The sequence below is a fragment of the Streptococcus chosunensis genome (assembly GCF_003626515.1).
Classification (GTDB): domain Bacteria; phylum Bacillota; class Bacilli; order Lactobacillales; family Streptococcaceae; genus Streptococcus; species Streptococcus chosunensis.
Map to the genome: position 1 here is coordinate 44,282 of NZ_RBCK01000002.1, position 24,218 is coordinate 68,499.

The 24,218-nt window shown below is 38.6% G+C and carries 21 protein-coding genes and 1 riboswitch; of the genes, 18 read left to right on the forward strand and 3 right to left on the reverse strand.

Annotated elements, in window-relative coordinates:
* The first annotated feature begins 4 nt into the window (after nucleotides 1-4).
* The 6 genes from mreC (at nucleotide 5) to tsf (ending at nucleotide 6,509) form a co-directional block, all read left to right on the forward strand.
* Nucleotides 5-823 (forward strand): rod shape-determining protein MreC, encoded by an 819-nt coding sequence (gene mreC / locus D7D54_RS06060; protein ID WP_120719054.1) that lies wholly within the window; start codon nucleotides 5-7, stop codon nucleotides 821-823.
* A complete protein-coding gene (gene mreD / locus D7D54_RS06065; protein ID WP_120719055.1) occupies nucleotides 823-1,317 on the forward strand; it encodes a rod shape-determining protein MreD in 495 nt (164 codons plus the stop codon). Before mreC ends, mreD begins: the two co-directional genes overlap by 1 nt.
* A 93-nt stretch (nucleotides 1,318-1,410) precedes the next feature.
* The gene (gene pcsB, locus D7D54_RS06070) at nucleotides 1,411-2,649 is read left to right on the forward strand and encodes a peptidoglycan hydrolase PcsB (protein WP_020902292.1); all 1,239 of its coding nucleotides are present in this window, start codon (nucleotides 1,411-1,413) and stop codon (nucleotides 2,647-2,649) included.
* A gap of 206 nt (nucleotides 2,650-2,855) precedes the next feature.
* On the forward strand, nucleotides 2,856-4,067 hold the full coding sequence (locus D7D54_RS06075; RefSeq protein ID WP_031237763.1) for an aminoacyltransferase: 1,212 nt from the start codon (nucleotides 2,856-2,858) through the stop codon (nucleotides 4,065-4,067).
* 541 nt (nucleotides 4,068-4,608) lie between these two features.
* Complete coding sequence (rpsB, locus tag D7D54_RS06080) at nucleotides 4,609-5,391, forward strand: 30S ribosomal protein S2 (RefSeq protein WP_020902290.1); 783 nt, start codon at nucleotides 4,609-4,611, stop codon at nucleotides 5,389-5,391.
* Between the two features lie 77 nt (nucleotides 5,392-5,468).
* Nucleotides 5,469-6,509 carry a translation elongation factor Ts gene (gene tsf / locus D7D54_RS06085; protein ID WP_033682512.1) on the forward strand — a complete coding sequence of 347 codons (1,041 nt, stop codon included), beginning with the start codon at nucleotides 5,469-5,471 and terminating at the stop codon, nucleotides 6,507-6,509.
* Nucleotides 6,510-6,630: 121 nt separating this feature from the next.
* Here the strand turns inward: tsf and cysK are convergent, their stop codons facing one another.
* The 3 genes from cysK to D7D54_RS06100 all read right to left on the reverse strand — a co-directional run bounded on the left by cysK (nucleotide 6,631) and on the right by D7D54_RS06100 (nucleotide 8,748).
* Nucleotides 6,631-7,557 (reverse strand): cysteine synthase A, encoded by a 927-nt coding sequence (gene cysK / locus D7D54_RS06090; protein ID WP_020902289.1) that lies wholly within the window; start codon nucleotides 7,555-7,557, stop codon nucleotides 6,631-6,633.
* Nucleotides 7,558-7,653: 96 nt separating this feature from the next.
* Nucleotides 7,654-8,097: a PH domain-containing protein gene (locus D7D54_RS06095; RefSeq protein WP_020902288.1), complete on the reverse strand. Its 444-nt coding sequence runs from the start codon at nucleotides 8,095-8,097 to the stop codon at nucleotides 7,654-7,656.
* A gap of 15 nt (nucleotides 8,098-8,112) precedes the next feature.
* A complete protein-coding gene (locus D7D54_RS06100) occupies nucleotides 8,113-8,748 on the reverse strand; it encodes a YigZ family protein (protein WP_020902287.1) in 636 nt (211 codons plus the stop codon).
* A 56-nt stretch (nucleotides 8,749-8,804) separates the two neighbouring features.
* Between D7D54_RS06100 and D7D54_RS06105 the strand changes: the two genes are divergently transcribed.
* The 12 genes from D7D54_RS06105 to D7D54_RS06160 all read left to right on the forward strand — a co-directional run bounded on the left by D7D54_RS06105 (nucleotide 8,805) and on the right by D7D54_RS06160 (nucleotide 24,185).
* Nucleotides 8,805-10,103 carry an ATP-dependent helicase ComFA gene (locus D7D54_RS06105; RefSeq protein WP_020902286.1) on the forward strand — a complete coding sequence of 433 codons (1,299 nt, stop codon included), beginning with the start codon at nucleotides 8,805-8,807 and terminating at the stop codon, nucleotides 10,101-10,103.
* Nucleotides 10,100-10,762: a ComF family protein gene (locus tag D7D54_RS06110; protein ID WP_004255321.1), complete on the forward strand. Its 663-nt coding sequence runs from the start codon at nucleotides 10,100-10,102 to the stop codon at nucleotides 10,760-10,762. The genes D7D54_RS06105 and D7D54_RS06110 overlap by 4 nt, the downstream gene beginning before the upstream one ends.
* Before the next feature lie 79 nt (nucleotides 10,763-10,841).
* Nucleotides 10,842-11,390 carry a ribosome hibernation-promoting factor, HPF/YfiA family gene (gene hpf, locus D7D54_RS06115; RefSeq protein ID WP_004255322.1) on the forward strand — a complete coding sequence of 183 codons (549 nt, stop codon included), beginning with the start codon at nucleotides 10,842-10,844 and terminating at the stop codon, nucleotides 11,388-11,390.
* A gap of 135 nt (nucleotides 11,391-11,525) precedes the next feature.
* Entirely contained in the window at nucleotides 11,526-13,499 is a 1,974-nt protein-coding gene (locus D7D54_RS06120; protein ID WP_020902284.1) for a DHH family phosphoesterase, read from the forward strand.
* A complete protein-coding gene (gene rplI, locus D7D54_RS06125) occupies nucleotides 13,496-13,948 on the forward strand; it encodes a 50S ribosomal protein L9 (protein WP_000864214.1) in 453 nt (150 codons plus the stop codon). Before D7D54_RS06120 ends, rplI begins: the two co-directional genes overlap by 4 nt.
* A 43-nt stretch (nucleotides 13,949-13,991) precedes the next feature.
* Entirely contained in the window at nucleotides 13,992-15,344 is a 1,353-nt protein-coding gene (gene dnaB / locus D7D54_RS06130) for a replicative DNA helicase (RefSeq protein WP_000852490.1), read from the forward strand.
* Between the two features lies 1 nt (nucleotide 15,345).
* The gene (locus tag D7D54_RS06135; protein WP_001278169.1) at nucleotides 15,346-15,612 is read left to right on the forward strand and encodes a Veg family protein; all 267 of its coding nucleotides are present in this window, start codon (nucleotides 15,346-15,348) and stop codon (nucleotides 15,610-15,612) included.
* Between the two features lie 88 nt (nucleotides 15,613-15,700).
* A complete protein-coding gene (cbpD, locus tag D7D54_RS06140) occupies nucleotides 15,701-16,858 on the forward strand; it encodes a choline binding-anchored murein hydrolase CbpD (protein ID WP_020902283.1) in 1,158 nt (385 codons plus the stop codon).
* A 206-nt stretch (nucleotides 16,859-17,064) separates the two neighbouring features.
* A complete protein-coding gene (locus tag D7D54_RS06145; RefSeq protein ID WP_120719056.1) occupies nucleotides 17,065-20,148 on the forward strand; it encodes an SIALI-17 repeat-containing surface protein in 3,084 nt (1,027 codons plus the stop codon).
* A 118-nt stretch (nucleotides 20,149-20,266) separates the two neighbouring features.
* Nucleotides 20,267-22,900: a DNA polymerase I gene (gene polA, locus D7D54_RS06150; RefSeq protein WP_084862863.1), complete on the forward strand. Its 2,634-nt coding sequence runs from the start codon at nucleotides 20,267-20,269 to the stop codon at nucleotides 22,898-22,900.
* Between the two features lie 102 nt (nucleotides 22,901-23,002).
* Nucleotides 23,003-23,105, forward strand: a riboswitch (TPP riboswitch).
* A gap of 68 nt (nucleotides 23,106-23,173) precedes the next feature.
* Entirely contained in the window at nucleotides 23,174-23,464 is a 291-nt protein-coding gene (locus D7D54_RS06155) for a thiamine-binding protein (protein WP_050266059.1), read from the forward strand.
* Entirely contained in the window at nucleotides 23,427-24,185 is a 759-nt protein-coding gene (locus D7D54_RS06160; RefSeq protein WP_162496602.1) for an ABC transporter permease, read from the forward strand. The genes D7D54_RS06155 and D7D54_RS06160 overlap by 38 nt, the downstream gene beginning before the upstream one ends.
* The last annotated feature ends 33 nt before the right edge of the window (nucleotides 24,186-24,218 follow it).

A 24,218-nucleotide genomic window follows, 5' to 3' on the forward strand; every position in this document is an offset into this window, starting at 1 on the left:
GGATATGAACCGTTTTAAAAAATCAAAATATGTCATTATTGTTTTTGTCACTGTTCTGCTTGTGTCAGCTCTCTTAGCGACGACTTATTCAAGTACAATTGTGACAAGATTAGGAGATGGAATCTCAGTGGTTGATAGGGTTGTGCAAAAACCTTTTCAGTGGTTTGATTCTGTCAAATCAGATTTGGCTCATTTGACACGCACTTATAATGAAAATGAAAGTTTGAAGAAACAGATTTACCAATTAGAAGTTAAATCAAATGAGGCGGAAAGTTTAAAGATGGAAAATGAACAACTGCGCCAATTGCTTGATATGAAGTCCAAATTGCAAGCTACAAAGACTTTGGCAGCAGATGTTATTATGCGTTCTCCAGTATCTTGGAAGCAGGAATTGACCCTGGATGCAGGCAAATCAAAAGGGGCTTCTGAAAACATGTTAGCCATTGCAAATGGTGGTTTGGTTGGGAGTGTCTCAAAAGTAGAGGAGAATTCTACTATGGTCAACCTTCTGACAAATACGGAAAATGCTGATAAGATTTCTGTTAAAATTCAACATGGTTCTACCACAATTTATGGAATTATTGTTGGCTATGACAAGGAAAATGAAGTTCTCAAAATTAGTCAATTAAATAGTAGTAGCGATATTAGTGCAGGAGATAAGGTGACCACTGGTGGATTAGGAAACTTTAACGTTGCTGATATTCCTGTTGGTGAAGTGGTTGCTACAACACATAGTACGGACTACTTGACACGAGAAGTAACTGTTAAATTGAGTGCAGATACTCATAATGTGAATGTGATAGAATTAGTGGGGAATTCATAATGAGACAGTTGAAGCGGGTTGGAGTATTTTTATTGCTTCCTTTCTTTGTTCTAATTGATGCCCATATTAGCCAGCTTCTGGGCTCATTTTTTCCCCACGTGCAGTTGGCCAGTCATTTTCTATTTTTGTTTCTCTTATTTGAGACGATTGAAGTATCAGAGTATCTCTATTTAGCTTATTGTTTTGTAGTGGGTTTGGTTTATGACATTTACTTTTTCCACTTGATAGGGATTGCGATTCTGTTATTTGTCTTGTTGGGGGCATTTCTCCATAAATTTAATAGTGTTATTTTATTGAATCGTTGGACGAGAATGCTGGCAATTATTGTCATGACTTTTCTATTTGAGATGGGAACTTATATACTTGCGTTAGTGGTAGGTTTAACTGTGGATAGTATGTCTTTGTTTATAGTCTATAGTTTAGTACCATCAATGATTTTAAACCTTATATGGATGATTATTTTTCAGTTTATTTTTGAAAAATTTTACCTATAAGAAAGAAATAAAAATGTAACAAAGGCGTAATATTCATTAGGCCTTTTTTTGGTATACTAGTAATGTCTTTAAAAGAAGGAGTATCTACGAAATATGAAGAAAAAAATCTTAGCGTCACTTTTACTAAGTACAGTAATGGTTTCTCAAGCAGCTGTTTTAACAACTGCGCATGCAGAAACTACTGATGACAAAATTGCTGCTCAAGATAATAAAATTAGCAACTTAACAGCACAACAACAAGAAGCCCAAAAACAAGTTGATCAAGTTCAGGAGCAAGTATCTGCTATTCAAACAGAGCAATCAAACTTGCAATCTGAAAATGATAGACTACAAGAAGAATCTAAAAAGCTTGAGGGTGAAATTACAGAACTTTCTAAGAATATTGTATCTCGCAATGATTCATTACAAAAACAAGCTCGTAGTGCTCAAACAAATGGAGCTGCAACAAATTACATTAATACAATTGTAAACTCAAAATCAATTACAGAAGCTATTTCACGTGTTGCTGCAATGAGTGAAATCGTATCTGCAAACAACAAAATGTTGGAACAACAAAAAGAAGATAAAAAAGCTATTTCCGAAAAACAAGTAGCAAACAATGATGCAATTAATACAGTTATTGCAAATCAGCAAAAACTAGCTGATGATGCTCAATCATTAACTACAAAACAAGCTGAGTTGAAAGCTGCAGAATTGAATCTTGCTGCTGAAAAGGCTACTGCAGAGGATGAAAAAGCAAGTTTACTTGAGAAAAAAGCTGCAGCAGAAGCAGAAGCTAAAGCAGCAGCAGAAGCAGAAGCAGCTTATAAAGCTAAACAAGCAAGTCAACAACAAAAAGTCGTTGCTTCTGGAAATACAACTTTTACAGCAGAAGTTCAAGCAGTATCAACTACTTCTTCGTCATCTAGTTCGTCTGAATCATCTTCAAGTAGTGCTTCAGCGGAATCAACAAGCTATACTCCTGCACCAGTGAAACAACGTCCGACATACAGTACAAATGCATCAAGCTATCCTGTAGGTCAATGTACATGGGGAGTAAAAACTTTAGCACCATGGGCTGGTGATTACTGGGGTAATGGCGGTCAATGGGCTGCAAGTGCAGCAGCTGCAGGTTTCCGTACAGGTTCTACACCACAAGTTGGCGCGATTGCATGTTGGGATGATGGAGGATACGGTCACGTAGCAGTTGTTACAGCAGTTGAATCATCAACTCGTATTCAAGTTTCTGAGTGTAACTATGATGGAAGTGGAACTCAACCAATCGGAAATTATCGTGGATGGTTTAATCCGACAGCATCAAGAGGTACTGTAAGATACATTTATCCAAACTAATATACTGATTATTACTATACAAAGGGTGAGATCTTATTAATCTCACCCTTTGTATAGTGCTGGAAAAATTAATTTCATTATATAATTACTTGAACTTATTTTCTATTTTTATAATTATTTAATTAAAGTAAAATGAAACGTAGAAATTTAGTACGAGTGTAGCATGTTAATAAAAAATGGTTTCTAAGGGAGTCGGTGTTGAAGTTATGTTTAGGTATAAAATAAATGTTGATGTTAAAGAGTGGGATTTATTTTTAGAAAATCATCCTCAAGGAAATTTATTGCAGAGTAGTGATTGGTCCAAGATAAAGGATACTTGGGGGAACGAGAGAGTTGGCTTTTATAAAGATAATCAATTAGTTGGAGTAGCAAATATCTTAATTCAACCGCTACCATTAGGATTCTCTATGTTTTATATTCCACGAGGTCCAGTAATTGACTATGAAGATAAAGAACTTCTGAAATTTGTTCTTTTAACGTTGAAAAAACTTGCTAAAAAAAACCATGCAATAATGGTTAAATTTGACCCAAGTTTATTTATCAGTAGAGGTCTTATTGACCAAGAAACTGTCCAAAATTCTATGACTTTAGCAATTGTCGAAGAACTGAAAAAAAATAAAGTTTATTGGACAGGCTTAACAAAGGATATGGCAGAAAATATACAACCACGTTTTCAAGCTAATATTCATAAAGAAAATTTCTCACTGGATCAACTTTCTAAGTCTACTAGACAGGCTATCCGAACTGCAAGAAATAAAGGATTGGAAGTAAAGTTTGGTGGACTTGATTTATTAGATGAATTTTCATTTTTAATGAAGAAAACAGAGTCTCGCAAGAATATCAGTTTACGAGGCAAAGATTATTATCAGAAGTTACTGGATACTTATCCTGACCACTCCTTTATCACACTGAGCTATTTAGATCTACCTAATAGACTGAAAGAAGTTGAGCGGCAACTCGAAAAGAATCTAAAAACAGCGCAGAAGTTTACAGATAAAACGAAAGAAGGTAAAATAAAAGAGAATCAGCAAGAGAGAAAACGATTAGAGGAAGAAATTTCTTTTCTTAAGAGCCATATTGGCAGAGGGGACAGTGTTGTCCCATTATCTGGTACTTTAACTATCGAATTTGGGAAAACTTCTGAGAACTTATATGCTGGAATGAATGAAGAATTTAGACACTATCAACCTGCTATTCCTACATGGTTTGAGACAGCTCAACATTCTTTTGAACGAGGGGCTGAGACTCATAATATGGGTGGAATTGAAAACAATTTAGAGGGTGGGTTAATTAACTTTAAATCTAAGTTTAATCCTACTATTGAGGAATTTGCTGGTGAGTTTAATTATCCAACTAGTTCATTATATTTTTTGTTTAATCTAGCTTATAAAATTCGTAAGAAACTTCGAAGTAGATAAAATAAACTAATGATTTTGCCGCTATATTAAATTTTAAAAAATTTAGCTATTAGAGCATCCCAGCAGTATATGTTGGGATGCTTTAAATTTAGAGTTTTAATAACGCATGATTTCATCGCTTTTGTAGCCGAAATGAATAGAAAAAAAGAGCGCACAAAATCTCATCATCTGAAACGTTTGAATAGTTTTTTAGGTTAGTTTTTAGAACTTAGATTAGAGTAATTTATAAGACTGAAAGACGTCTTTTGCAGGTATTTTAGAAATTCCAAGAAGCTTAGGAATCAACCCTTCTCCATAAGTAAAGGATTAGACTAATTTCCACTTCGGACAGCTAAGTGGAAGTTACTTTGAGAAGTTAGCAGAAATTCCCTTACTTTAAAAATCTGCTAAAATAGCTTGAAAATATTGAAAAAGTATGGTAAAATGAAACTTGTCGTGTGAACGATAATACTCATTCTTGATGAATTGTGAAACAGTTGCCCTTGGGTCGTTTTGCGAGTTGAAGTCAAGAAGAGGAAAAAAACAAAAAGGAGAAATACTCATGGCAGTAATTTCAATGAAACAACTTCTTGAGGCTGGTGTACACTTTGGTCACCAAACTCGTCGCTGGAACCCTAAGATGGCTAAGTACATCTTTACTGAGCGTAACGGAATCCACGTTATCGACTTGCAACAAACTGTTAAATACGCTGACCAAGCTTACGATTTCATGCGTGATGCAGCAGCTAACGATGCCGTTGTATTGTTCGTTGGTACTAAGAAACAAGCAGCTGATGCAGTTGCTGAAGAAGCAGTACGTTCAGGTCAATACTTCATCAACCACCGTTGGTTGGGTGGAACTCTTACTAACTGGGGAACTATTCAAAAACGTATCGCTCGTTTGAAAGAAATCAAACGTATGGAAGAAGATGGAACTTTCGAAGTTCTTCCTAAGAAAGAAGTTGCACTTCTTAACAAACAACGTGCACGTCTTGAAAAATTCTTGGGTGGTATCGAAGATATGCCTCGTATTCCAGATGTAATGTACGTAGTTGACCCACATAAAGAGCAAATCGCTGTTAAAGAAGCTAAAAAATTGGGAATCCCAGTTGTAGCGATGGTTGACACAAATACAGATCCAGATGATATCGATGTAATCATCCCAGCTAACGATGACGCTATCCGTGCTGTTAAATTGATCACAGCTAAATTGGCTGACGCTATCATCGAAGGACGTCAAGGTGAAGATGCAGCAGCAGCAGTTGAAGCAGAATTTGTAGCTTCAGAAGCTCAAGCAGATTCAATCGAAGAAATCGTTGAAGTTGTAGAAGGCGACAACGCTTAATTCATATAAATAGTAATTACCTAGGAGGGCGGGGCTTAGCCCGGCTCTCCTATTTTTAAAAATATAGGAGAATCAAAATGGCAGAAATTACAGCTAAACTTGTAAAAGAGTTGCGTGAAAAATCTGGTGCCGGTGTTATGGACGCTAAAAAAGCGCTTGTAGAAACAGACGGTGACATCGAAAAAGCGATTGAATTGCTTCGTGAAAAAGGTATGGCTAAGGCAGCTAAGAAAGCTGACCGTGTTGCTGCAGAAGGTTTGACTGGTGTTTATGTTAACGGTAATGTTGCAGCAGTTATTGAAGTAAACGCTGAAACTGACTTCGTTGCGAAAAACGCTCAATTCGTTGAATTGGTAAATACTACAGCTAAAGTTATTGCTGAAGGAAAGCCTGCTAATAATGAAGAAGCACTTGCTTTGACAATGCCTTCAGGTGAAACTCTTGAAGCTGCATACGTATCTGCAACAGCAACTATCGGAGAAAAAATCTCATTCCGTCGCTTTGCATTGATTGAAAAAACAGATGCACAACACTTTGGTGCTTACCAACATAATGGTGGACGTATCGGTGTTATTTCAGTTGTTGAAGGTGGAGACGAAGCACTTGCTAAACAATTGTCAATGCACATCGCAGCGATGAAACCAACAGTTCTTTCTTACAAAGAATTGGATGAGCAATTCGTTAAGGATGAGTTGGCACAATTGAACCACGTTATCGACCAAGACAACGAAAGTCGTGCAATGGTTAACAAACCAGCTCTTCCACACTTGAAGTATGGATCAAAAGCTCAATTGACTGATGAAGTGATTGCCCAAGCTGAAGCTGACATCAAAGCTGAATTGGCTGCAGAAGGTAAACCAGAAAAAATCTGGGACAAAATCATCCCAGGTAAAATGGACCGCTTCATGCTTGATAACACTAAAGTTGACCAAGCTTACACACTTCTTGCACAAGTATACATCATGGATGACAGCAAGACAGTTGAAGCATATCTTGAATCAGTTAACGCTTCAGTAGTTGAGTTCGCTCGCTTTGAAGTTGGTGAAGGTATCGAGAAAGCTGCAAACGACTTTGAAGCTGAAGTTGCAGCTACAATGGCAGCAGCCTTGAATAACTAATAATAAAAAGGAAGCTAAATTGCTTCCTTTTTTCTATGCAGTCGATTTTTATAGGGAGATGTTCCTATTTTTAGGGTATAAATAAAAAGCCCTATAATAAGGGCTAAGTGTATTTAGGAGACTACACTTCAAATTCATAGAGTGCTGTAGAGAGATAACGTTCACCGTTATCTGGTGCTAGAGCAAGAACTTTTTTACCTGTACCTAATTTCTTGGCAACCTCAATGGCTCCGTAGATAGCTGCAGCTGAAGAAATCCCTACAAGGAATCCTTCTTTTCCACCAATTTCACGGCCGAGTGTTAGTGCATCGTCTGATGTTACACGAACGATACCATCATAAGCCTTTGTATCCAGTGTATCAGGAATAAATCCAGCTGAGATACCTTGAATTTTGTGTGGTCCAGGTTTTTCACCAGATAGAATAGCAGATTCGTCTGCCTCTACTGCAAAAACTTGAATGTTAGAATTTGCTGATTTGAGTGCATGAGAAACACCAGAAATCGTTCCACCGGTACCCACTCCAGCAACAAAGGCATCTAGTCCATCTTTACCGAAAGCAGCTAGTATTTCAGCTCCTGTTGTTCTTTCGTGTACTTCTGGATTAGCTGGATTGTCAAATTGAAGAGGAAGGAAACCATCACGTTCAGCAGCGATTTCTTGAGCTTTAGCAATAGCGCCTTTCATTCCCTCACTACCAGGAGTTAGGACGAGTTCAGCACCGTAAGCTTGGATAATCTTACGTCGTTCTACACTCATAGTTTCAGGCATAACGATGACGACTTTATACCCTTTAGCAGAACCTACCCATGAAAGTCCAATACCAGTGTTTCCACTTGTTGCTTCAACAATTGTAGAACCTGGTTTCAAAATACCGTCTTGTTCAGCTCTTTCAATCATGCTAAGAGCAATACGATCTTTTACAGAAGAACCAGGGTTGAATGCTTCAAGCTTTACATAGACGTCCGCAGCCCCTTCTGGCACGATGTTGTTGAGTTTAACAATCGGAGTTTGACCGATTAATTCAGTAATGTTGTTATAAATAGACATATGAATACCTCTTTGTATAAGATATTTCTAGTATAACGCTATCTATACCATTTGTAAAATATAGAAATCCTATCGAAGCGATAGGATTTTTTTATATCATAGGTCTAAGCCATTAATTTTCAAGCGATTGTGATAAGCTAATTCTAGTAAATAGGTGTAAAGTGGAACGATATCCGTTTTCTTAGGGAATTCAAATTTATGAGTACTAAAATGTTCATTATGTGCTTTTAGAAAAACATTTTCTAGATAAGTAATCGTTATTTCACTATCATCTATACCTGCTCCTGCAGTTTCCATTTCAACGTTAATAATGTTCATTAAAAAGATTGATTTAATGGACATCTTACGACCAGTAGCGCCTTGTTTATCTGTAAAGATAATACGGATATTTGTAAATATAATTGAGTCACGAATCAGTTTATATCCACTTTGAATTTCTTCATTTTCTAGTAGATATTGTCCATATTCTTTGATAAGAGTTTCTTTGTTTTGCTCGCTAAGGTTACCAGCGAGTCCTTGAATGAATTTTCCAAATGCCATATTTTTCTCCTTTGTTTACACTAAATTTACAGGAACTTCAACTTCACGTAAACCTTGATCAGTTAAAGTAACTTTTCCATTAAAAAACTCCACCAGTGCAGCTTTAATATTTTCTTTTTCTTCTTTATCAACATAAATCATCGTATCGACTTGATCTGTAAAGTTTGTCTCAAGTTCCATGAGATCATGTTCCTTAAGGAAGTTACTGTACTCTTGGTACTGAGCGTAAGACATTTGAATAGCAATGCCAGCTTGTTCCTTTATTTCAATGATGCCAATTTCTTTGACAGCTAAGGCAACACTGCCAGCGTAAGCACGAATCAATCCTCCAGCGCCTAGTTTAATGCCACCAAAGTAGCGTGTCACTACCACACAGACATTAGTAAGATTGTGATTTTCTAGTACCCCAAGCATGGGAACGCCAGCAGTCCCACTGGGCTCACCATCATCACTTGTCCGTTTGATTCCACTACGTTCCCCAATAATGAAGGCAGAGCAGTTATGAGTAGCTTTGTAGTGCTCTTTCTTGATGGCAGTAATGAAGTCACGAGCCTCTTCTTCGCTATAAACACGCTTGGCATGACAGATAAAGCGGGATTTTTTGATTTCTTCTTGGACTTGTCCGTCCTCTTTAATTGTTCTAAATTCCATGATTTAATTGTACTAAAAAATCATTTAAAGCGCTAGGTTTTTACGAATAAAGAAGTATGAAAGTAAATCCAAATTATCTCGGTCGCTTGTTTACTGAGAATGAATTAACAGAAGAGGAACGTCAGTTGGCGGAGAAACTTCCAGCAATGAGAAAGGAGAAAGGGAAACTTTTCTGTCAACGTTGTAATAGTACTATTCTAGAAGAATGGTATTTGCCCATCGGTACTTACTATTGTAGGGAGTGTTTACTGATGAAGCGAGTCAGGAGTGATCAATCTTTATACTATTTCCCACAGGAGGATTTTCCGAAGCAAGATGTTCTTAAATGGCGTGGTCAATTAACCCCTTTTCAAGATAAGGTATCACAGGGACTGCTTCAAGCGGTAGACAAGCAAGAGCCAAGCTTGGTTCACGCTGTAACAGGAGCTGGAAAGACAGAAATGATTTATCAAGTAGTAGCTAAAGTGATCAATGCGGGTGGTGCAGTGTGTTTGGCCAGTCCTCGCATAGACGTTTGTTTGGAGCTGTATAAGCGCCTGCAAAAGGATTTTGCTTGTGAGATAGCCCTCCTACATGGAGAATCAGAACCATATTTTCGAACACCACTAGTTGTTGCAACGACTCATCAGCTGTTAAAATTTTATCATGCTTTTGATTTGCTAATAGTGGATGAAGTAGATGCTTTTCCTTATGTTGACAACCCCACACTTTACTACGCTGTAAAGAATAGTGTAAAGAAGAATGGCTTGAGAATCTTTTTAACAGCGACTTCGACCGATGAGTTAGATAGGAAGGTTCGCATCGGAGAATTAAAACGATTGAGTTTGCCAAGACGGTTTCATGGAAATCCGTTGATTATTCCAAAACCAGTTTGGTTATCGGATTTTAATCATTGCTTAGAGAAAAGTAGATTGTCACCAAAGTTAAAGTCCTATATTGAGAAGCAGAGAAAGACAGGTTATCCGTTACTCATTTTTGCATCAGAAATTAAGAAAGGGGAACAGTTAAAAGAAATCTTACAAGAGCAATTTCCAAATGAGAAAATTGGCTTTGTATCTTCTGTAACAGAAGATAGATTAGAGCAGGTACAAGCTTTTCGAGATGGAGAACTGACAATACTTATCAGTACGACAATATTGGAGCGTGGAGTTACCTTCCCTTGTGTTGACGTTTTCGTAGTAGAGGCCAATCATCGTCTGTTTACCAAGTCTAGTTTAATACAGATTGGAGGACGTGTCGGTCGGAGTATGGACAGACCGACAGGAGATTTGCTTTTCTTCCATGACGGGTTAAATGCTTCAATCAAAAAGGCAATTAAGGAAATTCAGCAGATGAATAAGGAGGCGGGGCTATGAAGTGCTTATTATGTGGGCAGACTATGAAGGCTGTTTTAACTTTTAGTAGTCTCTTACTTCTGAAGAATGATGACTCTTGTCTTTGTTCAGACTGTGACTCTACTTTTGAGAGGATTGGAGAAGAAAACTGCCCAAACTGTATGAAAACAGGTTTGTCAACAAAGTGTCAAGATTGTCAATTTTGGTGTAAAGAAGAAGTTGAAGTCAGTCATAGAGCGATTTTTACTTACAATCAAGCTATGAAGGATTTTTTCAGTCGGTATAAGTTTGATGGAGACTTCCTTTTAAGAAAAGTTTTTGCTTCAGTTTTAAGTGAGGAGTTAAAAAAGTACAAAGAGTATCAATTTGTCGTCATTCCCCTAAGTCCTGAAAGATTGCTCGAGAGGGGATTTAACCAGGTTGAAGGTTTAGTTGAAGCAGCAGAGTTCTCTTTGCAAGACTTACTAGAGAAGAGAGAAGAGCGGGCCAGTTCTTCCAAAAATCGTTCAGAACGCTTGGGGACAGAACTTCCTTTCTTTATTAAAAGGGGAGTCACTATTCCTAAAAAAATCCTACTTATAGATGACATTTATACTACTGGAACAACTATAAATCGTGTGAAGAAGCTGTTGGAAGAAGCTGGTGCTGAGGATGTAAAAACATTTTCCCTTGTAAGATGAGGAAAAAATTTGCAAAAATAAAATGAAAGCGTTATAATGAAATCAGAAAAACAAAAATGTTTAGAAAGAAGGTACTCATATGATTAAATATAGTATCCGTGGTGAAAACCTAGAAGTAACAGAAGCAATTCGTGATTATGTAGTTTCTAAACTCGAAAAGATCGAAAAGTATTTTCAAGCTGAACAAGAGTTGGATGCTCGAGTAAACTTGAAGGTGTATCGTGAAAAAACGGCTAAAGTGGAGGTGACGATTCCGCTTGGTTCAATTACTCTTCGTGCAGAAGATGTGTCTCAAGATATGTATGGTTCAATTGACCTTGTAACCGATAAAATTGAACGTCAGATTCGTAAAAATAAAACAAAAATCGAGCGTAAAAATAAAAACAAGGTAGCAACTAGTCAATTATTTACAGATGCTTTGGTGGAAGATACAAATGTTGTCCAATCTAGAGTTGTTCGTTCAAAACAAATTGATTTAAAACCAATGGATTTGGAAGAAGCTATTCTACAGATGGATTTGTTGGGACATGATTTCTTTATCTATGTGGATGTTGAAGATCAGACAACCAATGTGATTTATCGTCGTGAAGATGGCGAGATTGGCTTGTTAGAAGTTAAAGAATCTTAATTTCAATATGTGTAAAGGAAGGTTTACTAAATTGTAAACCTCCTTTTTCTTATAATTGATAAAATTACTGATTACACTTTTAAAAAGTCGCTTTTTGGTGGTTATTATGGTATAATGGGTGCCAAGAGGTTTGGAATGAAAAAATTTTATGTAAGTCCTATTTTCCCCTTAATATTAGGAATAGTGGCGTTCGGAGTGCTATCTGTGCAACTTGTTTTTGTAACGAATACACTGGTAACGCTATTTCTTTTGCTACTTATTTTGGGTTCATATATTTTACTATTCATCCATCAGAGAGACTACTACTCAAGGAGTGAAGTAGAACAAATCCAGTATGTAAACCACCAAGCTGAAGAAAGTTTGACAACCTTGTTAGAACAGATGCCTGTCGGAGTTATTAAATTAGACTTGTCGTCAGGTGAAGTTGAATGGTTTAATCCTTATGCTGAATTGATTTTGACTAATGAAGTGGGCGAAATTGATGTGGCATTAATTCAAACAATTATCAAGGCTTCTGTGGGGAATCCAGGTTCTTATGCCACCTTGGGTGAGACCCGCTATTCGGTTCATATGGACAAGGTGTCTGGAGTTCTTTACTTCTTTGATGTGTCTGGAGAATACGAAGCGACTGTTGAGTTAGTAACGAGTCGACCTGTGATTGGGATCGTTTCCGTTGACAACTATGATGATTTAGAAGATGAAACATCGGAGTCTGATATCAGTCATATCAATAGTTTTGTAGCCAATTTTGTTTCAGAATTTGCTGGGAAGCATGCCATGTTCTCCCGTCGAGTGAGTATGGACCGTTTCTATCTCTTTACGGACTACACGGTACTTGAGGGATTGATGAATGATAAATTTTCTGTTATCGATGCTTTCAGAGAAGAGTCAAAACAGAGACAGTTGCCTTTGACCTTAAGTATGGGCTTTTCTTATGGTGATGGAAATCATGATGAGATAGGTAAAGTTGCATTACTCAACTTGAACTTGGCTGAAGTGCGTGGTGGAGACCAGGTGGTTGTCAAGGAGAACGACGAAACGAAAAATCCAGTTTATTTTGGTGGTGGGTCTGCTGCGTCAATCAAGCGTACACGAACACGTACGCGCGCTATGATGACGGCTATTTCAGATAAAATTAGAAGTGTAGATCAGGTTTTTGTAGTTGGTCATAAAAACCTTGATATGGATGCTTTGGGTTCTGCTGTAGGTATGAAGTTATTTGCTAGTAATGTAACAGAAAATAGTTATGCTCTTTATGATGAAAATCAAATGTCACCAGATATTGAACGAGCTGTTGCATTCTTAGAAAAAGAAGGAGTTACGAAGTTGTTGTCTGTTAAGGATGCAATGGGGATGGTGACCAATCGTTCTTTGTTGATTCTTGTAGACCATTCAAAGACAGCTTTAACTTTATCAAAAGATTTTTATGATTTGTTTACCCAAACTATTGTTATTGACCACCATCGAAGGGATCAGGATTTCCCAGACAATGCAGTTATCACTTATATCGAAAGTGGTGCAAGCAGTGCCAGTGAGTTGGTAACGGAATTGATTCAGTTCCAGAATTCTAAGAAAAATCGTTTGAGTCGTATGCAAGCAAGTGTTTTAATGGCTGGTATGATGTTGGATACTAAAAATTTCACCTCACGAGTGACTAGTCGGACATTTGATGTTGCTAGCTATCTCAGAACGCGCGGAAGCGATAGTATTGCTATCCAGGAAATGGCTGCGACGGATTTTGAAGAATATCGTGAGGTCAATGAACTGATTTTACAGGGACGTAAATTAGGTTCAGATGTACTGATAGCAGAGGCTAAGGACTCGAAATGCTATGATACAGTTGTTATTAGTAAGGCAGCAGATGCCATGTTAGCTATGTCAGGTATTGAAGCGAGTTTTGTTCTTGCGAAGAATACACAAGGATTTATCTCTATCTCAGCTCGCAGTCGTAGTAAGCTGAATGTACAACGGATTATGGAAGAGCTGGGAGGTGGAGGCCACTTTAATTTGGCAGCAGCTCAAATTAAGGATTTAACCTTGTCAGAAGCAGGTGAAAAACTGACAGAAATTGTATTAAATGAAATAAAGGAAAAGGAGAAAGAAGCATGAAAGTAATCTTTTTAGCAGATGTCAAAGGAAAAGGTAAAAAAGGCGAAATTAAGGAAGTACCAACAGGGTATGCGCAAAACTTTCTTATCAAAAAGAACCTAGCCAAAGAAGCAACTGCTCAAGCTGTGGGTGAACTTCGTGGTAAACAAAAATCGGAAGAAAAAGCTCACGCTGAGATGATTGCAGAAGCAAAAGCAATTAAAGCTCAACTTGAAGCAGAAGAAACGGTTGTAGAATTCGTTGAAAAGGTTGGTCCAGATGGCCGTACCTTTGGTTCTATTACCAATAAGAAAATTGCAGAAGAATTGCAAAAGCAATTTGGAATTAAGATTGATAAACGTCATATTCAAGTACAAGCTCCGATTCGAGCAGTTGGATTGATTGATGTACCAGTGAAAATCTATCAAGATATCACAAGTGTAATCAATCTTCGTGTGAAAGAAGGATAAATTTACACCTTCTTGACAAGATTGTAAAAGGAAGGGAAGTCTGATGGCAGAAGTAGAAGAGTTACGAGTACAACCTCAAGATATCTTAGCTGAGCAATCCGTTTTAGGGGCTATCTTTATTGACGAGAGTAAGCTTGTTTTTGTGCGAGAATATATTGAGTCTCGGGACTTTTTTAAGTATGCCCATCGTTTGATTTTTCAAGCTATGGTCGATTTATCCGATCGTGGCGATGCTATAGATGCAACAACGGTTCGTACCATTCTTGATAATCAAGGTGATTTACAGAATATTGGTGGCCTGTCTTACTTGGTTGAGATTGTCAATTCTGTGCCAACTTCTGCTAACGCGGAGTATTATGCTAAAATTGTTGCAGAAAAGGCTATGTTACGGCGATTAATCGCCAAGTTGACAGAGTCTGTCAATCAAGCTTACGAGGCTTCGCAACCAGCTGATGAAATCATTGCTCAGGCAGAAAAAGGACTGATTGATGTCAGTGAAAATGCTAATCGAAGTGGATTTAAGAACATTCGAGATGTGTTGAATGTCAACTTTGGAAATCTGGAGGCTCGCTCTCAACAAACGACTGATATTACAGGTATTGCTACGGGCTATCGTGATTTGGATCATATGACGACTGGACTTCATGAGGAGGAGTTAATTATCCTAGCAGCCCGTCCAGCGGTTGGTAAGACAGCCTTTGCCTTGAATATCGCTCAGAATATTGGGACTAAGTTGGACAAAACGGTTGCTATCTTTTCGCTTGAAATGGGTGCGGAAAGTCTAGTAGACCGTATGTTAGCTGCAGAAGGTTTGGTGGAATCGCATTCTATCCGTACAGGTCAATTGACCGATGAGGAATGGCAAAAGTATACCATTGCTCAAGGGAATCTAGCCAACGCGAGTATCTATATCGATGATACTCCAGGGATTCGGATTACAGAGATTCGTTCTCGTTCTCGTAAATTGGCTCAAGAAACTGGAAATCTTGGTTTGATTTTGATAGACTATTTGCAGCTTATCACGGGAACTGGTCGAGAAAATCGTCAACAAGAGGTTTCAGAAATTTCACGTCAGTTGAAAATCCTAGCCAAGGAACTGAAGGTTCCAGTAATTGCTCTCAGTCAGTTGTCTCGTGGTGTAGAACAACGTCAGGATAAGAGACCAGTCTTGTCTGATATTCGTGAATCTGGGTCTATTGAGCAGGACGCTGATATCGTAGCCTTTCTTTATCGTGACGACTACTATGAGCGTGGTGGTGAAGAAGAGGAAGGCATACCAAATAATAAGGTAGAAGTTATTATCGAGAAAAACCGTAGTGGAGCTCGTGGAACAGTGGAATTGATTTTCCAAAAAGAATACAATAAATTTTCAAGTATCTCAAAAAGGGAGGCATAAGATGTCAGATGCATTTACAGACGTAGCCAAGATGAAAAAAATCAAAGAAGAAATCAAGGCACATGAGGGACAAGTCGTAGAAATGACTTTGGAGAATGGTCGTAAACGCCAAAAAAATAGATTGGGTAAGTTAATTGAGGTTTATCCATCTCTATTTATCGTGGAATTTGGGAATGTTGAAGGAGATAAACAAGCTAATGTTTATGTTGAATCCTTTACTTACTCAGATATCCTTACCGAAAAGAATTTGATTCATTATCTTGACTAAAGTGAGAAATTTTCTCACTTTTTCTTTTTTCTCCGAATAGTTTAAGTGAAGGCAATCTTCGACTTATATTATTTTTCAAGGAGGATGAATGAAAATTTCACCATTTACAGTAACAGAGACAAGATTTTCTTTTAGAAAATCAGTTAAAAAGGTTGTTCCTTTTTTAGTAGTAGGATTGATGTTAGCAGCGGGTAATAGTGTATCTGCCTATTCGGGAGGAAATGGCTCGATTGCGCGTGGGGATGATTATCCTGCTTATTATAAAAATGGCAGTCAGGAAATTGACAAGTGGCGCATGTATTCTCGTCAGTGTACTTCTTTTGCAGCCTTTCGCTTAAGTGGTGTAAATGGTTTTGAGATTCCGGCTGCTTATGGAAATGCGAATGAATGGGGGCATCGTGCTCGTCGTGAAGGTTATCGTGTTGATAATACACCGACTATCGGCTCGATTGCTTGGTCTACTGCAGGAGGTTATGGTCATGTTGCTTGGGTTTCAAATGTGATGGGAGATAATATAGAAATTGAGGAATACAACTATGATTATAAAGGTAATTATAATAAACGAATTGTAAAAGCAAACAAGATGACCGGTTTTATTCATTTTAAAGATTTATCAAGCAATTCTAAAGAAGTCCAAAACAGTTCAAAAGATTCGACAAGTAATCATGTTGTGACCAGTCAATCTTCGTCTTTGATGAGAGGAACTCATTATTTTAAGGTGGAGACTCCTATTAAAGATCAACCATTATTGAATGCAACTCCACTTGCATATTATTCTCCAGGTGAGAGTGTTCATTATGATCAGGTGATTGAAAAAGATGGCTACAAATGGTTAAGTTACATTTCGTATAGTGGAAATCGTCGTTATATTCAGTTGGAGGGAGTAACTTCGTCACAGAATCGATCAGTAAATAGCTCTAATTATGGTTCAAATAATGGATTGACTGTGGGTTGGAAGAAAATAAATGGTAGTTGGTATTATTTCAAATCAGATGGTTCTAAGGCGACAGAATGGCTGAAAGATGGTTCTACCTGGTATTATTTGAAATCATCTGGTGAAATGCAGACAGGATGGTTAAAGGAAAATGGGATGTGGTATTATCTAGATGACTCAGGGGCAATGAAAACGGGCTGGTATCAAGTCTCTGGTAAGTGGTATTATTCTTACTCTTCAGGTGCATTAGCAGTCAATACGACGGTAGATGGCTACAGAGTAAAGTCTAATGGTGAATGGATTCAAGAATAGCAAAAATTATCATATAAATTGAAAAGAATGAAAAGAAAGTAGATTGGAAGCGTTTTAAATAAGGATAAATAAGCTTTCTATTTTCAATTTTTTGAAATACATACTATATATAATAAAGCGAGAAACATATTAACATTTTATTTGATGCTTAAGTTAAAAAGGAGTATAATGAAACTAGTTATGATTTAAAAAAGGAGCATTTAAAAATGGATAAAAAGAAAATCATTTTAACTAGTTTGGCTAGTGTAGCTGTTTTGGGAGCGGCTTTTGTTGCATCTCAACCGTCAGTCGTGAAAGCTGATGATAAACCAACAGCTACTCAACCGATTGGAGAAACTAAGCCTACACCTGCGGCTGAAACTCCAAAAACTGAAGTAGAAAAAGCTAAGGAAGCTGAAAAAGAAGCTAACGCCAAAGTTGATGCAGCTCAAGAAAAAGTAGATACAACAACTACTACAGCAACTGATGCAACTACTAAACTTGAAACAGAGAAAAAAGAAGCTGCTGAGGCTGATGCTGCAAAAACTAAAGCTGAAGAAGCTAAGAAAATGGCTGACGATGAATTAGCTAAAGCAAAAGAAGAAGCTGCTAAAGCTGACTCTAAAGCAAAAGAAGAAGCCGCAAAAGAAGAAGCCGCTGCAAAAGAAGAAGCCGAAGCTAAAGAAGCTTTAACTGAAGCTTTGAAACAAATTCCTGATAACGAATTGCTTGACAAAAAAGCAAAAGAAGAATTATTGAAGTCTGTTGAGTCTGGTGAATTAAATGCTTCTGATATTCTTGCTGAGTTAGCAGATGATGCTGAAAAAGCACAAGATACTAATCCAACAATTAAAACAGAAGCTCCTGTATCTAAGGACAAGCTTCCTGAAGAGGTGCAAGCGGGAATTGAGGAAGGTGAAGCAGCGGATGCTGCTCGTCCTGAATCAGAAAAATTGCAAGACAAAGCTGATGATTTAACTGAAACAATTGAAAACTTAACGGATGATGCTGAGAAATTAAAAGCCGATTCTGAAAAGAAAGCTGAAACACTAAAAAAACAGGAAGATACTTTAAAAGAAGCAAAAGAGGCTCTTAAATCCGCTAAAGATAATGGATTTGGTGAAGATATCACAACACCGTTAGAAAAAGCTGTAACTGCGATTGAAAAAGAACGCGATACTGCGAAGTCTGAATTTGATGAAGCTGATGAAAAAATTCAAGCTGCATCAGCTGAAATTCAAGATTTAACTGAAAAACGTGATAATCTTCTTGAAGAAGTAAAAAAAGCAGAAGCAAAAGAAGCTGCAGAACCAGCTAAACCAGCAGAAGAAACTCCAGAGGAAGAAGCTGAACCAACCGAAGCTGAAAAAGCTGCTAAAGCTAAAGCAGAGGCTGATGCTAAAGTTGCTGAATTAGAGAAAAAAGTAGCTGAAGAAGCTAAAAAGGTTGAAGAAGCTACAGCGAAAGCTAAAAAAGAAGCTGCTGATGTAACTGCTGCTGAGACTGCAAAAACAGAAGCAGACAAAGCTCAAGCTGACGCAGAAGCTGAATTAGCTAAGGCTAAAGAAGAAGCAGCTAAAGCAAAAGCTAAAGTTGAAGAAGAAGTAAAAAAAGAAGAAGACGCTAAAAAAGAAGAAGCAGCTAACTTAGAAGCTTTGAAAGGTGCTTTAGAGCAACTTGAAAAAAAGGCTGAAGATAAAGTCAACAAGGATGATAGCATCAAGCCTGAAGATAAAGCGAAAGCTATCGAAGAAGCAAAAGCTGAAATCGGTAAAGAAGCTTTACTAAAAGCGATTGAAGATGGAGTTCTTACAGCTACTCAAGCTGTAGATGAATTCCTCAACGATGCCAACACAAAAGATAAAGCTCCTGAAGCTTATAAAACTAAAGAGTTAACTGCTGACGAAACTAAGAAAATTGATGAAGCAGCTCAAAAAGAAGCTTCTAAACCAATTGTTAAAAAACTTACAGACATTGCTGATGATTTAGCTGAAAAAATTGAAAAATTAACGAAAGAAGCTGAGGAAGATAAAGCTGACGCTACTGAAAAAGCTAAGGTAGTAGAAGAGAAAAATGCTGCATTAGAGAAACAAAAAGAAACTTTAGAAAAAGCTAAAACTGCTCTTGAAACTGCTAAGAAAAACAATGCGGATCAAGCTATCCAAGATGGATTGCAAGATGCTGTAACTAAACTAGAAGCTTCAGTTGCTTCTGCTAAAACTGCCGCTGATGAAGCTCAAGCTAAATTTGATGAAGTTAACGAAGCTGTAAAAGCATACAAATCTGCAATCGATGAGCTAACTGACGATTACAACACAACTTTAGGTTATATCGAAAACTTAAAAGAAGTTCCTAAGGGTGAAGAACCGAAAGACTTCAGTGGTGGTGTAAATCCTAGTGATGCACCTTCTGATGATGCTAAACAACCTGACGAAGTGCCAACTGCTCCTAACGCTCCAGGATTTAGTGGTGGTGTGAATCCTGGTGCCTCTCCTTCTGGAGATAATGGATCTGATTTCAATGGTGGGGTAAATGATGCAACACCTCCTACTGTAGCCGATGCTCCAGAATATAGTGGAGGAGTTAATGCGGCTGATGCTCCTGTAGCTGAGGTAGCTCCAGAATTCACAGGAATTCTTGCAACCAATACACCTGTGAATGAAAATGGAGAAGCATTATTGCCTCCTGTAGCTGAGGTAGCTCCAGAATTCACAGGAACTCTTGCAACTAATACACCTGTTAATGAAAACGGAGAAGCATTATTACCTCCTGTAGCTGAGGTAGCTCCAGAATTCAACAGTGGAGTTAATAGTTTAGAAGCAGCTGTTAATGAAGTTCCAGAATATAAAGGTGGTGCTAATTTTGTCTTAGCAGCTGTTAATGAAGTTCCAGAATATAAAGGTGGTGCTAATTTTGTCTTAGCAGCTGTTAACGAAGCTCCAGAATATACAGGGCCTTTATCTACAAATGGTGAAGACGCTACAGTGAATAATGTTCCTGCATACGGAGAAACAGGCGCACCAGCAATTAACGAAGTTCCAGCGTATGCAGAAACAGGCGCACCAGCAATTAACGAAGTTCCAGCATATGCAGAAACAGGCGCACCAGCAATTAATGAAGTTCCAGAATATACTCTTACAACAGCAGGTACTAACAAGGATAATACTTATCAAGCACCAGCACCAGCAGCAAAAGCAGAAGATAAAAAAGAACTTCCAAATACTGGTGGTAAAGATAATGTTGCAGTTGCATCATTGGGATTCCTTGGATTGTTCCTTGGTGCTATTCCATTTGTGAAACGTAAAAACTAATTCATTTCGTAGTTTGCAAGAGAAGGAATAACTTCCTTCTCTTTTGTATATTATCTTAGTTTCTCTCAGGGAATTCTTCCCAATGGTATTTTTTGGTACTTTCCTTTATAATGGGTGTATGGATAAGAAAAAATTATTATTGATTGATGGGTCTTCTGTTGCTTTTCGGGCGTTTTTTGCGCTCTATCAGCAGTTAGACCGTTTTAAGAACGCGGCTGGTTTGCATACCAATGCGATTTATGGCTTTCAGTTGATGTTGAGCCATTTGTTAGAGAGGATTGAGCCTAGTCATATTTTAGTGGCTTTTGATGCAGGAAAGACGACTTTCCGTACAGAGATGTATGCGGACTATAAGGGTGATCGGGCTAAGACCCCTGATGAGTTTCGTGAGCAATTTCCCTTCATTCGTGAGTTGCTGGATCATATGGGGATTCGTCACTATGAGTTAGCTCAGTATGAGGCGGATGACATTATTGGGACACTGGATAAGTTAGCTGAGCAAGATGGTTTTGATATTACCATTGTCAGTGGGGACAAGGATTTGATTCAACTGACGGATGAGCATACGGTGGTTGAGATTTCCAAGAAAGGTGTGGCTGAGTTTGAGGCCTTTACGCCAGAATATCTTATGGAAAAGATGGGCATTACACCGGCTCAGTTTATCGATCTCAAGGCGCTCATGGGTGATAAGTCGGATAATATCCCTGGGGTGACTAAAATCGGTGAAAAGACTGGTATCAAGCTCTTGCTGGAGCATGGTTCGCTTGAGGGTATTTATGAAAATATCGATGGGATGAAGGCTTCTAAGATGAAGGAAAATCTCATCAATGATAAGGAACAGGCCTTTTTGTCGAAAACACTGGCGACCATTGATACCAAGGCACCGATTGAGATTAGTTTGGAGGATTTGGTCTATAGTGGTCCAGATGTGGAAAATCTTGGGAAATTCTACGATGAGATGGGTTTTAAACAGCTCAAGCAGGCTTTAAATGTGTCGTCAGCTGATGTGGCTGAGAGCTTGGACTTTACTATTGTTGACCAAGTCAGTCAAGATATGCTGAGTGAAGAGTCTATCTTCCATTTTGAGCTTTTTGGGGAGAATTACCATACGGACGATTTGGTTGGTTTTGCCTGGTCTTGTGGGAATAAGCTCTATGCCACAGATAAACTTGAGCTTTTGCAAGAGCCGATTTTCAAGGACTTTTTAGAAAAAACACCTCTGAGAGTTTATGACTTTAAGAAGGCCAAAGTCCTCTTGCATCGTTTTGATGTGAATTTGCAGGCGCCTGCTTTTGACAGTCGCTTGGCTAAATACCTCCTTTCGACTGTTGAGGACAATGAAATTGCGACCATTGCGAGTCTTTACGGTCAGACTTACTTGGTTGATGATGAGACTTTCTATGGTAAGGGAGTCAAGAAGGCCATTCCTGAACGTGAGAAATTCTTGGAGCATTTAGCTCGTAAACTTGCTGTTTTGGTCGAAACAGAGCCTATTTTACTTGAAAAACTCAGTGAAAATGGGCAATTAGAGCTTCTTTATGATATGGAGCAACCTCTGGCCTTTGTCCTTGCTAAGATGGAAATTGCTGGGATTACGGTCAAGAAAGAGACCTTGCTTGAGATGCAGGCTGAAAATGAGCTTGTCATTGAAAAACTGACTCAGGAGATTTACGAACTGGCTGGTGAGGAGTTTAATATCAACTCGCCTAAGCAGTTAGGAGTGCTTCTCTTTGAAAAATTGGGGCTACCTCTAGAATACACTAAGAAAACCAAGACTGGATACTCGACAGCGGTGGATGTCTTGGAGCGCCTGGCTCCTATTGCTCCGATTGTTAAGAAAATCCTGGATTACCGTCAAATTGCTAAGATTCAATCCACTTATGTAATTGGCTTGCAGGACTGGATTTTGGCTGATGGCAAGATTCATACTCGCTATGTGCAGGATTTGACCCAGACAGGGCGTCTGTCTAGTGTGGATCCAAACTTGCAAAATATTCCTGTACGATTGGAACAAGGCCGTCTTATTCGGAAGGCTTTTGTGCCAGAGTGGGAGGATAGTGTCCTTCTCAGCTCGGACTATTCACAGATTGAATTGCGCGTTTTGGCGCATATTTCTAATGATGAGCACTTGATTAAGGCTTTCCAAGAGGGGGCAGATATCCATACTTCGACAGCCATGCGTGTCTTTGGTATTGAGCGTCCTGAGGATGTGACTGCAAACGACCGTCGTAATGCCAAGGCTGTCAACTTTGGAGTGGTTTACGGGATTTCAGACTTTGGTTTGTCGAATAATTTGGGCATTAGCCGTAAGGAAGCCAAAGCCTACATTGATACCTACTTTGAACGCTTCCCAGGTATTAAAAACTACATGGATGAAGTGGTGCGTGAGGCGCGTGATAAGGGCTATGTGGAGACCCTCTTCAAGCGTCGTCGTGAGTTGCCAGATATCAATTCGCGCAACTTCAATATTCGTGGTTTTGCAGAGCGGACAGCTATCAACTCTCCTATCCAGGGTTCGGCGGCAGATATTCTCAAGATTGCCATGATTCAGCTAGATAAAGCCTTGGTTGCAGGTGGTTATCAGACTAAGATGCTGTTGCAAGTGCACGATGAAATCGTCCTTGAAGTGCCTAAATCGGAACTAGCAGAGATGAAAAAATTGGTCAAACAAACTATGGAAGAAGCCATTCAACTCAGTGTTCCCCTCATCGCAGATGAAAATGAAGGGGCAACATGGTACGAGGCTAAATAAAAAAGCTATATAGAGTTTGAAGCATTTGTTTTCAAACTCTTTTTCATGTTTTTCTGTAAGCAGTTTCCTTGACATTTTTTTTGTTTTGCGCTATCATATGTCCATATAATATATGGGAGTCTGTGTACAGTCTGAGAGGAAGTGTTAAACTTCGACCGCACCTGATCTGGGTAATGCCAGCGTAGGGAACGATACTTAGTCTAATCTTGACCTTTTCCATATATGGTAAAGGTTTTTCTTTTTGTCAAAGGAAAACGAGAAGAGGAGGTTCTTATGAAAGCAAGCATAGCCTTGCAAGTTTTACCCTTGGCACAGGGAATTGATCGGATTGCTGTTATTGATCAGGTCATTGCTTATCTGCAAGCTCAAGAAGTAACTATGGTGGTGACACCATTTGAAACGGTCTTGGAAGGGGAGTTTGATGAGCTCATGCGCATTCTCAAAGAAGCGCTAGAGGTAGCAGGGCAAGAGGCAGACAATGTCTTTGCCAATGTTAAAATAAATGTAGGAGAGATATTAAGTATTGATGAGAAACTTGAAAAGTATACTGAGACGATACATTAGTCTATTGGGCTTTCTAGGAGTCTTGTCAATCTGGCAGCTAGCAGGTTTGCTTAAACTTCTCCCCAAGTTTATCCTGCCGACACCTCTTGAAATTCTCCAGGCCTTTGTTCGTGATAGAGAATTTCTCTGGCACCATAGCTGGGCGACCTTGAGAGTGGCTTTGCTGGGGTTGGTTCTGGGAGTTTTGATTGCCTGTCTCATGGCTGTGCTTATGGATAGTTTGACTTGGCTTAACGATCTGATTTACCCTATGATGGTGGTTGTTCAGACCATTCCGACCATTGCCATAGCTCCTATCCTGGTCTTGTGGCTCGGTTATGGGATTTTACCCAAGATTGTCTTGATTATCTTGACGACTACTTTTCCTATCATCGTTAGCATTTTGGACGGTTTTAGGCATTGTGACAAGGATATGCTGACCTTGTTTAGTCTGATGCGGGCCAAACCTTGGCAAATTCTGTGGCATTTTAAAATCCCAGTCAGTCTGCCTTACTTTTATGCAGGTCTGAGGGTCAGTGTCTCCTACGCCTTTATCACAACAGTGGTATCTGAGTGGTTGGGAGGCTTTGAGGGTCTTGGTGTTTATATGATTCAGTCCAAGAAACTGTTTCAGTATGACACCATGTTCGCTATTATTATTCTGGTATCGATTATCAGCCTTCTTGGTATGAAATTGGTCGATATTAGTGAAAAATATGTGATTAAATGGAAACGTTCGTAGAATAAGGATGTTTCAAAAAAGAAAAGAGGAAAT